This window comes from Sedimentitalea todarodis (assembly GCF_032595355.1).
In the GTDB taxonomy this organism is placed as follows: Bacteria; Pseudomonadota; Alphaproteobacteria; order Rhodobacterales; family Rhodobacteraceae; genus Sedimentitalea; species Sedimentitalea todarodis.
The window spans coordinates 74,059-88,790 of the sequence record NZ_JASMWN010000020.1 but is presented as its reverse complement, the minus strand read 5'-3'; the positions used below and the strand labels follow the sequence as shown (position 1 = coordinate 88,790).

Here is a 14,732-nt window from a genome sequence, read left to right as displayed (position 1 = left end):
TCATGGAAGAAATCAATTGCAAGTTGCTGGTGATCGGCTCCGGTCCGGGGGGGTATGTTTGCGCCATCAGGGCCGGACAACTGGGCGTGGATACGATCATCGTCGAAGCAAAGGCACATGGAGGCACCTGCCTGAACGTGGGATGCATCCCGTCAAAGGCGCTGATTCATGCGGCAGAGGAATTTTCAAAGGCAACCCATTTTACAGCGTCGAACAGTCTTGGGATATCGGTTGAAAAACCGGCGATCGACATGGAACAGACGATTGCATGGAAGGACGGCATCGTTGCCCGGCTGAACGGGGGCGTAGGTGCCTTGCTCAAGCGGGCCGGCGTTCGGGCCATTATCGGCCAGGCCCGTTTTCGCGACGGCAAATCGGTCATGGTCAAGACGGATATGGGCAAACAACTGATCCATGCCGAAAAGATCGTGATCGCGACCGGGTCTGTGCCGTTCGAAATCCCGTCCTTGCCATTTGGCGGCGACGTCATTTCTTCAACCGGCGCTTTGGCTCTGACCAGCGTACCTGAAAAGCTGATCGTGGTGGGCGGCGGCTATATCGGGCTCGAAATCGGGACTGCGCTGGCCAAACTTGGCGCAGAGGTGACGGTCGTTGAATTCGCGTCAAAAATCTTGCCGCAGTACGACAAGGAGTTGACGAAACCCGTAGCCGAGCGGTTGGAGACCCTTGGTATCAACGTGATGCTGAATGCAAAGGCCGAAGGCTTGAACGCGAACGAAGACGGGCTGAAGGTTACTCTGGACGGGGGCGAGAGTGTTGAGCTGCCATTTGACAAGGTATTGGTCGCTGTCGGACGCAAGCCGCGCACGCAGGATGTTGGTCTGGAGGAATTGTCGCTGAGGATGAGCGGTGCGTTCATTCAGATCGACGATCGGTGCCAAACGTCGATGCGCGATGTCTATGCCATCGGGGATGTCACCGGCGAGCCGATGCTGGCACATCGCGCCATTGCCCAGGGGGAGATGACCGCAGAGATCGTTGCCGGAGGCCCGCAAGCCTGGGACAAGCAGTGCATACCAGCAGTCTGTTTCACCGACCCCGAGATCGTGACGGCAGGGCTGTCCCCGGAAGAGACCGAAGCACTTGGCGTGGAGACGGTTACGGGAAAATTCCCGTTCACGGCCAATGGCCGCGCAATGACCATGGAGAACGAGGCCGGGTTCATCCGGGTTGTTGCCCATGCGGACAACCACGTCGTTCTCGGCATTCAGGCGACAGGTGGAGGCATATCCGAACTGGCTGCCGTTTTTGCGCTTGCGATCGAAATGGGTGCCCGTCTGGAAGATATCGCGGGGACCATACATGCCCACCCGACCCAGAGCGAAGGCTTGCAGGAAGCCGCGCTCAAGGCATTGGGGCATGCCATTCACATCTAGGACCGACCGCCTTTCCGAAAAAAACCGGCGCGCTGAGGCCCGTTGGGTTTCAGCGTGGAGGCAAAAGGGACAGTGGACGCGGATACGTCTATCGGGCAAAAGGCGATCGAACTTTACCGCCAGTTTGAGGAATGCGAAGCGGGTGCAGGCACTTCTTGGCCTCATGGCCAGGATTTGAAAACAGATTGCGGACCCAGGTCGCAGATACGACACCCATGGAGGAACCGATGGAACAAGATTTCAACAAGACACTGTCAGACATGATGCTGTCAGCGACGAAGAACCATCCCGTCTTTCAGGGTATGGACGCGAGTAAACATCAAGAGTTCATCGCGTCCTGGAACGAGACCGCGCAATCGTTGTTGTCGGCCGATGCCTGGAGCGACTGGATCAAGACGTGGACCACGTATCAGACCGAAATGGCACAACTTTGGATGTCGGGCCTGACAGGGCAGGGTGGTGCCGGGCAGCCGGCCAAGGATCGCCGCTTTGGCGACGATGCCTGGAACAAGGGCGTCTTTCCGTTCCTGCGCCAGTCCTACGAATTGACGGCAAAGGCAATGGCGGACATGGCGGATCGGGCAGGTCTGCCCGAGCATGAACAGCGCAAGCTCAGCTTCTATGCCCGCGTAACGGCCGACGGCCTGTCGCCGTCAAATTTTGCGCTGATGAACCCCGAAGTGCTCAAACGGGCTCAGGAAACCGGCGGCAGGAGCCTGATCGATGGATTTCAGAACCTTTTGGCGGATCTCGAAAAGGGGTACATCACGACTACGGACGAGACGGCGTTCAAAGTCGGCGAAAACCTGGCAACGACACCCGGCGCGGTGATCTATCGCAATGCGCTGATCGAGGTCATCCAATACACACCCGTTACGCCCAAGGTCAGGTCCAATCCGATCCTGATCATTCCGCCTTGCGTGAACAAATTCTACATTTTCGACATCAACGAAAAGAAATCGATGGTGCGTTACCTGCTCGAAGAGGGAAATTCCGTCTTCATGGTGTCGTGGCGCAACGCCGGGCCGGAGACGCAGGACTACGGTTGGGACGAATACATTACCGAAGGCGTTCTTGCCGCGATTGACACAACCGCAGACGTTGCCAAGGCAGAGCAGGTCGACCTGCTGTCCTGGTGCAACGGGGGCACACTGTTGCTGGCAGCGCTGGCCGTGATGCCGCAGGCACAGAAATCTCTTGTCGGGTCATCGACGTTCCTGTCCTCGATGCTGGATTTCAGTGATCCCGGTGAAGTCGAGGTGTTCATCGACGAGACCCAGATTGCGGCCTACAAACAGAGGCTCGGAACAGCAAAGGTGGCACCGGGGCGCGATATCGCGCGCGCGATGGCAATGCTGCATGTGAACGAGTCCATCTGGGGGTTTGTGGTCAACAACTACCTCAAGGGCCAGACACCGCCACCGTTTGATGTCCTGTACTGGAATGCGGATACGTCAAATCTGCCAGCCAAATGGTACTCCTACTTCGTCGAGGAAATGTATCATGCCAACAAGCTGAGGGAACCGGGTGCCCTCACGCTTCTGGACACTCCGGTTGACTGTGGGAATATTGACGTCCCGTGCTATTTCCTCGCCGCAACCGGCGATCATATCGTTCCTTGGCAGACATCATATTCCTCGACCACCTTGCTGCCTCAGGAAGCGGAGTTTGTCTTGACCTCGGGAGGGCATGTGTCTGGTACGGTGATCAATCATCCGGTCAAGAACCGTCGCTATTTCGTCTCGGACGGGGATCGCACTGGGTCGGCAGAGGAATGGCTGGCCTCGGCAAACAAGTCGGAAGGCAGTTGGTGGCCGCACTGGCTGCAATGGCTGGATGAGACCAGCGGCGATGCCCAGAGACCGGCCCCCAAGACTCTTGGCAACCGCAAACATCCGGAACTGGCACTGGCACCCGGAACCTATGTTCTGGAACAGGTGCCGCAGGACGGATAGTCTCACCATCTGACGTACAGTACCAGAAATGAGCGGGAGTTCTGCAACGTGCCAGACAGTCATGCCGAACCGGAACACGGCGAGTATCACACCATTTGCGCGGATGGTGTGAACCTGCGGGTCTTCACCCTGAACGAAGGTCGATCAGGTCCCCCCTTGGTGATCTGCAACGGGCTCGGGCAGGCCGTCGAAATGCTGTATCCGCTGATGCATGAGTTTCCCGATCGTCCGATCATTGCCTTTGACGCCGCCGGCGTCGGGCGATCTGACGTGCCTGACAAGGTCACCACGATTCCCCAGCACGCCGCCATGCTGCACGGGATTCTGAGTGAACTGAATGTCGGCAGATGCGACGTCATGGGCATATCCTGGGGCGGTGCGGTGGCGCAGCAACTGGCGTATGATCACCCAAAAGTTGTGCGCAAACTCGTGCTTGCGATAACTTCGACGGGCGGAATCGGAAGTTGGTGGGGCACACCCCTCGCGTTGTCGGAAATCATGTTCCCGTTCCGTTATGTCAACAAGGCCTATGGCGACTTTATCGGGCCGTTCATGTACGGCGGTGAAGCGGTGTTGCAGCCTTGGCTGTTCAAGGAATACGCCAGAAATGCGATCCGTCCCAGCTACGAAGGCTACTCTGCGCAGGTCAAGGCGCTCTGCTCCTGGACCAGCATTCCATGGCTCGGCCAGCTGACCCAACCGACCCAGATCATCGGCGGCGCACTGGATACGCTGATCCCGGTTGCGAACCAGGTGCTGCTGGCCTCGCTCGTGCCGAATGCCAGACTCAGGATCTACCCGGCGGGGCATCTGTTGATGTACTCCCTCAGATCGGACGTTGGCGAGCTGGTAGCCGATTTTCTGGACGGACGGGCCGCTTGAACACGCTCGGCCATTCGCCCGATTGATGATTTTTGGTGGGCAGAGCGAGTGGTGTTGATCAACCCGATCAGAGATTTTCGTACGCCGGAACGGCCAGATGCCGACGGGTGGTGTACGCAGCTCGAGCCCCAGCCAGAGCCCACGTCATCGCAGGTAATCAAGCTTCACGCAGAAGTCGCTGTTCTAACGTTCCGAGTGCCGAAGTTCGGCTGCGGCACAATTCAATTAGACGGAAAAAGGCGATGCGCGCCCGTGTCGAGACCGCACAAAAAGGAGTATTTCAGGGATAGTATTCATTGGTTCTATCCAAGGTCACACCCGACTTGTCGCGGGTCAGGAGCGTGATAGGATTCGTGCAATTTTTCCGATGCCATCTTGGGTCTACGGCCAAACCAACCGGATGGTGGTGCATGTGTGTCATGATTTTGTGATTATCGATGACGTAGAATTCAAGAAAGAGGACGATTGCATGAGCGGCGCAAACGAAGACAACGGGGCCAACGACTGGCTACAGGCCGAATTGGCAGACACGCTGGACGAAGATTATGAACTGGAGCTTGAAGATGCGGCGCTCTCAATGGAGATTCGCAAGATCTATCGCGCCGCCCATCCCGACACCTTGCCGCGTGCGGAGTATTTCTCCGCGTTGATCAAGCTGCAATCGGAGTTGATCCGTCTGCAGGATTGGGTCGTGCACAGTGGTGAGAAGGTGGTCATCGTTTTCGAGGGCCGCGACAGCGCGGGCAAGGGAGGCGTGATCAAGCGCATCACCCAACGTTTGAACCCGCGCGTGGTGCGGACAGTGGCGCTGCCTGCGCCATCGGATCGCGAGAAATCGCAGTGGTACTTCCAGCGCTACATTTCGCATCTGCCGGCCGCGGGCGAAATCGTCTTGTTCGACCGGTCATGGTACAATCGCGCCGGTGTCGAGCGGGTGATGGGGTTTGCCACTGAAGATCAGGTTCAGGATTTCTTTCACGATGTGCCCGAGTTCGAACGGATGCTGGTCCGGTCGGGAATTCGTCTGGTGAAGTACTGGTTCTCGATCACGGATGAAGAGCAGCAGATGCGGTTTCTGATCCGCATTCACGACCCGTTGAAACAGTGGAAACTGTCTCCGATGGACCTTCAAAGCCGTGTGCGTTGGGAAAAATACACCAAGGCCAAGGAAGAAATGCTGCGCAGAACCAACATCGAAGAAGCGCCTTGGTACATCGTACAGGGCAATGACAAGAAGCGGGCACGGTTGAATTGCATTAACCACCTGCTCAGCGTGTTTCCGTACACGGATGTGCCGAGCGAAGAGATCCACCTGCCTGAGCGCGAGTTCAATCCCGACTACGAGCGTGCGGTCTTGCCGAACGAACTCTACGTCCCGCAGAAATACTGAACGATCCAGCGGCGGGGCAGGCGCGGTAGCAAGATCGGTCGTTGTGTCGCTCCGTCACGCCATCCAATGCAGGCTATCTTCGGTACGCTTTGTACTGGGATGGTATTCGGCGCTCACCCAACCCGCATACCCGCTGGCGTCAATTGCCGCAAAGAGCGCGCCAAAATCGGTCGGGCCGCTGCCCGGTTCACGACGCTCAGGCGCGGCGCCAATCTGCACATGCACGGTGTGATCCTTGTAGGTCTCCCAGACCTGCATGGCATTCCCGTGAATGGCTTCGGCGTGGTAGCTGTCATATTGCAGCCCGACATTGGGCCGGTCCACCGCATCTAGAACGCGGGCGGCAAGGGCGTAGTCATCCAGGAAGTATCCGGGTTGATCGCCGGGATTGAGCGGTTCGATGGTAAAGCTCTGCTCCGGGGTGTGGTCGGCGGCCCATCGCAGGTTGCGCACGAATGTCGCCTCGGCCTCATCCTCCTTGGTGTAGCCTGCCATGACGTGAATGCGCGTAGACCGAAGTTCTCCGGCATAGCGCAGCGCGCGCTTTATGTCGTGCTGAAAACGGCCTTCACCACCGGGGATTGCAGCGTATCCCGGCGTTCCTCCGGTGTAATTGGGCGGTGGGGCGTTGATGAGAAGTAATTCCAGCCCGTTGCGCAGCAGCGCGCGGCGGGTGTCCTTGGCGGGCACATCATAGGGAAACAGGATTTCGACGGCTTTGAAGCCTGCGGCGGCGGCGGCATCAAACCTGTCCAGATACGGCAATTCGGTGAACAGCAGTGTCAGGTTGGCGGCAAATCTTGGCATGGCAGCTCATTCACAAGGGGACGTTACGCCGTCTAACGCTGGAAGACGGCGATTGCCAAGCTCTGGCGAACCGCAAGTTCTCTAAACTTTGCGGTATCTTGCGCCATTCATATGTTCTCAAGCTCTCTGGACGGAATAACCGGAAAGAACACACCCGACGACCACAGGCCAAACCAACCGTCATGGTGACTGCCCAACTCCACCAGCCGGTAAAAACTCTTGCGATCTATCAAGGCTTCCAGCCCGGCGCGGATCATGACGTAGGGCGACGGTTCGCCGGTCTCGGCGTCACGCTCCACGCGGATGGGGTGATCCGGTCCGGCAATCGCGGTATCGCCCACCTGTGTCTTGAAGGTCAGGACCTGATCCTGATCCGTGCCGTTCGCATCGAAATCAACGGCGACAAAAGGGGCATCATCAACGGTGATTCCGACTTTCTCCACCGGTGTAACGAGGAAATACTTGCCATCTTCCTTCTTGAGGATGGAGGAGAACAGCTTGACAAGCTCGAACCTGCCGATTGGAGTGCCGAGATAAAACCACGTGCCGTCGCGCGCGATCCGCATGTCCAGATCACCGCAAAATGGTGGATTCCACAGATGGACCGGAGGTAATCCACGCCCTTTTGCGGCGCTGGCGGCTGCGGCAATATCCTCTGCGGAGGGAGTAACGGCTTTTTGTCCATTCATTGCTTTTGCCATTTCCTCTGAGCGCTATAGACTTATGATCTAATGTAGGGTTCCCCGAAAGGAATGTCATGTCCGATCCAGATGATCTGGTTGCAGAAGTCGATGCACTGGAAGCCAAGCTTGCGCAGGCCAAGGCCTCGATCACCCGCCGGTTCATTGGCCAGGAGCGGGTTGTCGACCTGACCCTGACTGCGCTGCTATGCGGCGGACACGGATTGTTGATCGGTTTGCCGGGGCTGGGCAAAACCCGCCTGATCGAAACACTGTCAACGGTGATGGGGCTGCACGGAAATCGCATCCAGTTCACCCCCGACCTGATGCCCGCCGACATTCTGGGATCGGAGATCCTTGACACCGCGGCGGACGGATCGCGGTCGTTCCGCTTTGTTCAGGGTCCGATCTTTTGCCAACTCCTGATGGCGGACGAGATCAACCGCGCCAGTCCACGTACACAGTCGGCCCTGTTGCAGGCCATGCAGGAGAGGACGGTGACGGTCGCAGGCGAAGATCGGCAGCTGGTTCCACCCTTTCATGTGTTGGCCACACAGAACCCGATTGAACAAGAGGGCACCTATCCACTGCCCGAAGCACAGCTTGACCGGTTCCTGGTCCAGATCGATGTGAACTATCCGGATCGCGACACCGAACGCGACATCCTGATCGCGACGACCGGGGTCGACGAAGACCTGTCGTCGGAAGTGTTCACGCGGGACGAACTGCTGGCCGCGCAGGTCCTGTTGCGGCGGATGCCGGCTGGAGATTCGGTCGTCGAGATGATTCTCGATGTTGTCCGCGCGTTCCGCCCGGATGAGCCCGGCGCCTCAGAGCGTGTGCGCGATACGGTTGCGTGGGGGCCGGGGCCGCGGGCGGCACAGGCGCTGATGCTGACGGTGCGGGCGCGGGCGTTGCTGCAGGGGCGGCTGGCGCCCAATGCAGAAGACGTGATCAACATGGCGCGCCCGGTGCTGAGCCACCGCATGGCGCTGAACTTCGCGGCGCGCGCGCGCGGAGACAGCCTGTCGGAGTTGATCGAGTCCACTGCCTGTGACCTGACCCGGTCCGAGGCCGCCGCGTGACACAACCCTTGCGCGAACGTGCCGAAACCGAAGCCGGCCGGATGCCGCCGCTTCTGGCGCGGGCCGAGCATTTGGCCGGCACGGTCCTCTTGGGCGAGCACGGCCGTCGGCGCGCGGGGCTCGGGGATGATTTCTGGCAATACCGACCGTCGCAGGCGGGTGACAGCAAGCGGCTCATCGATCACCGCCGCTCGGCGCGCGGTGATCAGCAGTTCGTGCGCGAACGGGAATGGCAGATCGCGCAATCGGTGATGCTGTGGGTCGATCAGGGCGCGTCCATGCGCTTTACCTCGGGCGACACCCTGCCAACAAAGGTGGAGCGGGCGCGGTTGCTCGCACTGGCCATCGCAATTCTGCTTGTACGTGGCGGCGAGCGCGTTGGGCTCACCGGGACGGCCCTGCCGCCCCGGCGTGGCAACACGCAGATCCTGCGGCTGGCAGAGAGTTTTGCGCTGGATTCACCCGACGACTATGCCGCACCAGAGCACCGCGCGATGATCCCCCATGCCCGCGCAGTGTTCCTGTCGGATTTTCTGGGTGATATCGGCGAAGTGGAACTGGCCCTGACCAAGGCGGCAGATCGCGGTGTGCGCGGGGTCATTCTGCAAATCCTGGACCCAAGCGAAGAGGCGTTTCCATTCCGGGGGCGCACGATATTCGAGAGCGTCGGCGGAACGCTGCGGCACGAGACGCTCAAGGCGAACGAGTTGCGAGACCGCTATCTTGACCGGCTGGCTGAGCGCAAGGCGCGATTGGCGCATCTGTGCCGAACCACGGGTTGGCATCTTGGCTTGCACCACACAGATCACACCGCCCAATCGGGGCTCCTGTGGCTCTATCGCGCGTTGGATCGAGGCAGCCTATGACCATACTTGGCGGCATCGGGTTTGCGTCCCCCTGGGTGTTGCTGGGACTCTTGGCCTTGCCGATTCTCTGGCTGCTCCTGCGTGCGATTCCGCCGGCACCGATCCGCCGCCGGTTCCCCGGCGTGGCGTTGCTGCTCGGGTTGACGGACGACGAAAGCGTTTCGGATCGCACACCTTGGTGGTTGCTTCTGTTGCGAATGCTGGCCGTTGCGGCGGTGATCATGGGATTGGCCGGCCCGGTCCTCAACCCGCAGCAGAATCAGGGCGGGTCAGGCCCGCTTTTGATCCTGATGGATGCCAGTTGGGCGGGGGCAACGCTCTGGACGGAAAAGAAGGATCTGATCGAGGCGCAATTGACCGAGGCGGGGCGCGCCGGTCGCACCGTGTCGATCCTGCGGCTGACCGATCCGCAAGTACCTGTCTTTCAGGCCGCAGATGTCTGGCGCAGCCGCTTGGCCGGGTTGCTACCCGCGCCATGGACCGCCACTCAGGCTCAGATCGATGCGACACGCGCCGCGCTGACCGAGGTTGCAAGCGATTTTGACACGCATTGGATCAGCGACGGGCTGGATCATGCGGGGCGGGATGAGGTGTTGATCGCGTTGGAAGCGCGAGGCGCGGTGCGCGCGTTTCAGACCGGCAGCGCGGTGGTGGCCCTTGCCCCGGCCCGGTACGAGGATGGCGCGGTGCAACTGACCGCCAGACGCTCGCTGCCGGGAAATGCGCGCGAGATCATCATTTTGGCGCAGGGCCGTGACCCCGCCGGAAACATGCGGGTGCTGGCCTCGGTCCCGGCGACCTTTGAAGCGGGTGACGTTACCGCGACGGGGGCCTTGTCTCTGCCATCGGAATTGCGGGCGCGCATCACCCGGTTTGAACTTCAGGGGCAACGGTCCGCCGGAGCACTGACGCTCAGCGATGACAGCTTGCGCCGGCGCGAGGTGGCATTGATTGCCGGGCGCGATGACCGCGAAGGGCTCGAGCTGCTGTCGCCGCTGCACTATCTGGAACAGGCGCTTTCTCCGACCGCTGAGTTGCTGACCGGGGCGGTGCTCGATCTGCTCCCTGCCAATCCGGATGTCGTGGTTCTGGCCGATGTGGCGACCCTGTCGGCAGCGGAACAGGAGGCGCTGACTACCTGGGTTGATGCGGGCGGCATGCTCTTGCGTTTTGCCGGGCCGCGACTTGCGGCGAGCGACATAAGCCGCACGACCGAACACCCGCTGATGCCGGTCCGCCTGCGGGCAGGCGGGCGCAGCGTTGGCGGCGCGATGAGTTGGGGAGAACCCAAGGCGCTTGCGCCCTTTGCTGAAGACTCGCCGTTTCACGGATTGGCGATCCCTGCTGATGTGACCGTATCGGCGCAGGTCATGGCGCAACCCGATCCGACGCTGGCAGACCGGGTGATAGCAGCGCTGAGTGACGGAACACCTTTGGTCACGCGCAAACAGGTCGGGCAGGGGCAGGTGGTGCTCTTTCATGTGACCGCGAACGCCGAATGGTCGGGCCTGCCGCTCTCGGGTCTGTTCGTCGAGATGCTGGAACGGCTCGCCGTGTCTTCCTCGGCATCGACACCGCAGGCTGAGGATTTGGCTGGCACCACGTGGATACCGCTTCAGGTCATGGACGGATTCGGCAAGTTGTCCGACGCGGGCAACTTGCCCGGTGTCGACGGTGCGGCACTGGTCGGGGATCCGGTTGGTCCCGGCCTGCGTCCTGGCCTCTATGCCAGCGAAGATCGCCATCTGGCGCGCAATGTGCTGTCCGAGGATAGCGAATTGGTCGCCGCCGCCTGGCCCGGTCGCATCCCGGTCGAGGGGCTGACTGTCGAACGGGAATTGCCGCTTGGCGGTGCGTTGCTGGGTCTTGCACTGGTTCTTCTGGCGGGGGACGTGATTGCTTCGCTGGCCCTGTCCGGTCGCCTTGGCCCCTCCCGAGCGGCGGCGGTTCTTGCCGGCGCGCTGTTGCTGCTGCAACCGCTGCCGGGACAGGCGCAGGCCGAGGACGACACCTTTGCCATTGCCGCGAGCAGCGAGTTGGTGCTGGCGCATGTACTGACCGGCGATGCGGAACTGGATCGCATTGCGCAGGCCGGTTTGCGCGGGCTGTCGGAAACGCTGTTCTTTCGCACGTCTATCGAACCGGCCAACCCGGTGGGCGTTGATCTGGAACGGGACGAACTTGCCTTCTTTCCGATGCTCTACTGGCCGATCTCGCCGGATCAACCGACCCCTTCTGCCGAGGCCTATGCGCGGATCAACGAATACCTGCGCTCTGGCGGGATGATCCTGTTTGATACCCGCGACGCCGACATTGCCCGCTTTGGCGCGGCCAGCCCGAATGGGCGCAAACTGCAGCAACTGGCGGCGCCTCTGGATGTTCCACCGCTGGAACCACTGCCGCCTGACCACGTGCTGACCCGCACGTTCTATCTGTTGCAGGATTTTCCGGGCCGCCACACCAGCCGCGAGCTTTGGGTCGAGGCCGCCCCGCCCGATGCGGAACAGATCGAGGGCATGCCATTTCGCAACCTCAACGATGGCGTCACGCCGGTTGTCATCGGCGGTAATGATTGGGCCGCCGCCTGGGCCCTGGATGGCAATGGCCGACCGCTGCTGCCGGTTGGGCGCGGTTTTGCTGGCGAACGGCAACGCGAGCTGGCCAATCGGTTCGGGGTCAATCTGGTGATGCATGTGCTGACCGGAAACTACAAATCGGATCAGGTGCATGTGCCTGCGCTATTGGACAGGTTGGGCCAATGACCGGATCTGTCGTCTTTGATCCGCTGATCCCCTGGGTCGCGATTGCTGTGCTTGCAGCCCTGGCGTTGGCCGGGGTGAGCCTGGCGCTGTGGCGCGGTCTTTCAGGCTCGGGCTACAGGGCGCTCGCTGCGCTCGTGCTGTTGGGTGCGCTGACCGGACCGGCGTATCAGGTCGAGGATCGTGCGCCGCTTACCGATATCGTGGTCATGATCGAAGATGAGAGCGCCAGTCAGATGCTCTCGGATCGGCCTACGCAGATGGGGGGTGCGGCGGAAAAGCTGGCGTCTGAAATAGCCGCGCGCCCCAACACCGAACTGCGCCGTGTTACCGTGCGTGATGGCGAAGGCGATGCCGGGACCGAGCTGATGCGGGCATTGTCCGCCGCGCTGGCAGAGGAGCCGAGCGCGCGCGTCGCGGGGATCGTTGCACTGAGCGACGGGCGCGTGCATGACATGGATAGCGTGCCCGATATCCCTGCCCCGATGCATCTGCTGATGACCGGGCGGGAGACCGATTGGGACCGGCGGCTGATCGTGCGCAATGCCCCTGCATTTGCCATTATCGGCGAGGCTGTCACCTTGACCCTGCGGATCGAAGACAGTGGCGCGGCACCGGTGACCGACGGTTCCGCAACGCTGGACATCTCGGTCGATGGCGGCGAGACGCAGAGCTTCAGTGTGCCGGTTGGGCAGGACATCGAATTGCCGGTCACGCTGCCCCATGGCGGGCGCAACGTGATCCAGTTCACTGTTCCCGAGGCGGATGGCGAGATCACCGACCGCAACAATACCGCGCTGATCCAGATGAATGGGGTGCGTGACAGGCTGCGGGTGCTGCTTGTATCAGGAGAGCCGCATCCGGGGGGCCGCACGTGGCGCAATCTTCTGAAATCGGACAGTTCTGTGGATCTGGTGCATTTCACCATTCTGCGCCCGCCGGAAAAGCAGGATGGTGTGCCTGTCGGAGAGCTGTCTCTGATCGCCTTCCCGACGCGCGAGTTGTTTCTGGAAAAGATCGACGATTTCGATCTGATCATCTTTGACCGCTACAAGCGCCGGGGCATCCTCCCAGCGATCTATCTGGACAATGTCGCCGACTACGTAAGCAAAGGCGGTGCGGTTCTGGTCGCTGCGGGGCCGGATTTTGCCGGGGCCGACAGCATCTATCGCTCGCCACTGGCGCGGGTGCTGCCCGCAGAACCGAGCGCGCGGGTGTTCGAGGAAAAATACCGCCCTCTCGTAACCGATGTTGGCGGGCGTCACCCGGTGACGGCCGATTTGCAGGACGAAGACACCTGGGGATCGTGGCTGCGCCAGATCGACGTGGAACCGCAGGCTGGCAGAGTTCTGATGAGCGGCATAGATGACCGTCCGTTACTGATTCTTGACCGGGTGGGCGACGGCCGTGTGGCGATGCTGGCCTCCGATCACGCATGGCTGTGGAGTCGGGGGTACGAAGGCGGTGGGCCGCAGCTGGAATTGCTGCGTCGGCTGGCGCATTGGATGATGAAGGAACCGGAGCTAGAGGAAGAGGCGTTGTGGGCCGAGGCCACGGGCCAAAGCATGCGCATCATTCGCCGGACCCTGTCCGAGGATGTCGGGGCCGTGACTGTAACCCGGCCGGATGGCACGGCCAGGGAAGTCCCGCTTAACGAAGTGTCGTCGGGCAGGTTCGAAGCCTTGTACGACGGGCCGGAAATCGGTCTCTATCACCTTGCCGAAGGCGAGCACGAGGCGGTGATCGGTCTTGGCCCGGCGGCACCGCGCGAATTTGAGCAAACCATTGCGACCGCTGATCTTCTGGAACCCGCGATTGCGCCGCTGCGTGGTGGCGTGTTCCGGCTCGAGGACGGGCTGCCCGGTATCCGCAATGTGCGCGAAGGACGCCCCGCCGCCGGGCGTGGCTGGATCGGGCTGACCCCGCGCGGGGCCTATGAAACGCGCGATGTCACGCAATCGCCGCTGTTGCCTGCGTGGCTGGTACTGCTTCTGGCCTCGGCGCTGATCGTCGGCGGGTGGTTGCGCGAAGGGCGGCGCTGACGCCACCCAATGCTCTACTTGAACGTGACGCTGACCGTCGGGTCGCCGGGAAGTCCCGAATACTGGACCGACGCACCGCCCTTGCCCTTGGCCGGCGGCACCAGCGGTCCAAATGATCCAACCGAGACCAGATCGCCGGGTTTCAGAGTGATGCCCTTGGACATCAGCCAAATCGCGGAATTGACCGGATGACCCATCACCGCCTCGCCCGGAACCTGTGCGAGCACCTCGCCATCGGCGGCCGACAGTGTGACCGTCATCGTACCGAGCGCCGTATACATCGCTCCCGGATCGCCAACCGGAATTTCTGCGCCCATGACGCCGAGTTTCGGAGCAACGCCAATTGCGGTCAGGGTAACGCCGGTAAAGGGTTCGCCCTTGGCAAAGGTCAGGTCCGGCAATTCGATAAACGGGCGCACTGCCGAGATATAGGGCATCGCCTCTTCCGCCGTGGTCGCATTATTGATCGCACCGCTTCCCACGACGAGGAGCAGATCGGCCTCGAACACCGGGCGAGCGCCCCAGTTCATCGGCACTTCGGCGCCATCCTGCAGCATCATGTCGCGAAACAGCACGCCCTGAACCGGTTCGGTCACACCGAACCGTTCCTGTGCCGGTTTGCTGGTCAGTCCGGCCTTGTAGCCGATAACCGGCCCCATATGCGCGCTCAGGGCATCGGCCAGCTTGGCCTGTGTGCAAAGCGCGTCCTCCATGCTGCCATCTGCCGCCAGCGCCTTGGTCGGGGTTTTGCTGGTGTAGTCCGCAACATAGGCTTCGATCTGGGCATCCGTCGCGCACTCGGCCGCCACGGTGCCGCCCATGCAGATCAGGCACAGGGCCAGGGTTTGTCTTGTCGTCACGTTTGTATC

At 61.2% G+C, this 14,732-nt stretch carries 11 protein-coding genes; 8 read left to right on the top strand and 3 right to left on the bottom strand.

Annotation, left to right across the window (positions count from 1 at the left end):
• The first annotated feature begins 2 nt into the window (after positions 1-2).
• From lpdA to ppk2, 4 genes are all read left to right on the top strand, one after another.
• Positions 3-1,397, top strand: a complete 1,395-nt coding sequence (lpdA, locus tag QO231_RS20250; protein ID WP_316780724.1) for a dihydrolipoyl dehydrogenase — start codon at positions 3-5, stop codon at positions 1,395-1,397.
• A 227-nt stretch (positions 1,398-1,624) separates the two neighbouring features.
• Positions 1,625-3,352, top strand: a complete 1,728-nt coding sequence (locus QO231_RS20245) for a PHA/PHB synthase family protein (protein WP_316780721.1) — start codon at positions 1,625-1,627, stop codon at positions 3,350-3,352.
• A gap of 48 nt (positions 3,353-3,400) precedes the next feature.
• Positions 3,401-4,234, top strand: a complete 834-nt coding sequence (locus QO231_RS20240; RefSeq protein WP_316780719.1) for an alpha/beta fold hydrolase — start codon at positions 3,401-3,403, stop codon at positions 4,232-4,234.
• 469 nt (positions 4,235-4,703) lie between these two features.
• Positions 4,704-5,624 carry a polyphosphate kinase 2 gene (ppk2, locus tag QO231_RS20235; protein ID WP_316780716.1) on the top strand — a complete coding sequence of 307 codons (921 nt, stop codon included), beginning with the start codon at positions 4,704-4,706 and terminating at the stop codon, positions 5,622-5,624.
• A 54-nt stretch (positions 5,625-5,678) separates the two neighbouring features.
• Here the strand turns inward: ppk2 and QO231_RS20230 are convergent, their stop codons facing one another.
• Both QO231_RS20230 and QO231_RS20225 read right to left on the bottom strand, forming a co-directional pair.
• Positions 5,679-6,431 (bottom strand): hydroxypyruvate isomerase family protein, encoded by a 753-nt coding sequence (locus tag QO231_RS20230; protein WP_316780713.1) that lies wholly within the window; start codon positions 6,429-6,431, stop codon positions 5,679-5,681.
• A gap of 107 nt (positions 6,432-6,538) precedes the next feature.
• Entirely contained in the window at positions 6,539-7,120 is a 582-nt protein-coding gene (locus QO231_RS20225; RefSeq protein WP_316780710.1) for a DUF1285 domain-containing protein, read from the bottom strand.
• 68 nt (positions 7,121-7,188) lie between these two features.
• On the opposite strand from QO231_RS20225, the gene QO231_RS20220 reads away from it, so the two are divergent.
• From QO231_RS20220 to QO231_RS20205, 4 genes are read left to right on the top strand one after another with little or no spacing between them, the layout of a single operon-like run.
• Positions 7,189-8,196, top strand: a complete 1,008-nt coding sequence (locus QO231_RS20220) for an AAA family ATPase (protein ID WP_316780708.1) — start codon at positions 7,189-7,191, stop codon at positions 8,194-8,196.
• Between the two features lie 41 nt (positions 8,197-8,237).
• Positions 8,238-9,062, top strand: coding sequence for a DUF58 domain-containing protein (locus tag QO231_RS20215; protein WP_316780775.1), 825 nt, complete (start codon positions 8,238-8,240; stop codon positions 9,060-9,062).
• A complete protein-coding gene (locus QO231_RS20210; protein WP_316780706.1) occupies positions 9,059-11,824 on the top strand; it encodes a DUF4159 domain-containing protein in 2,766 nt (921 codons plus the stop codon). The genes QO231_RS20215 and QO231_RS20210 overlap by 4 nt, the downstream gene beginning before the upstream one ends.
• Entirely contained in the window at positions 11,821-13,863 is a 2,043-nt protein-coding gene (locus tag QO231_RS20205; RefSeq protein WP_316780704.1) for a hypothetical protein, read from the top strand. Before QO231_RS20210 ends, QO231_RS20205 begins: the two co-directional genes overlap by 4 nt.
• A 14-nt stretch (positions 13,864-13,877) precedes the next feature.
• Here QO231_RS20205 and QO231_RS20200 read toward each other — a convergent pair whose 3' ends face one another.
• Positions 13,878-14,723: a 2-keto-4-pentenoate hydratase gene (locus tag QO231_RS20200; RefSeq protein WP_316780701.1), complete on the bottom strand. Its 846-nt coding sequence runs from the start codon at positions 14,721-14,723 to the stop codon at positions 13,878-13,880.
• Positions 14,724-14,732 lie beyond the last annotated feature (9 nt).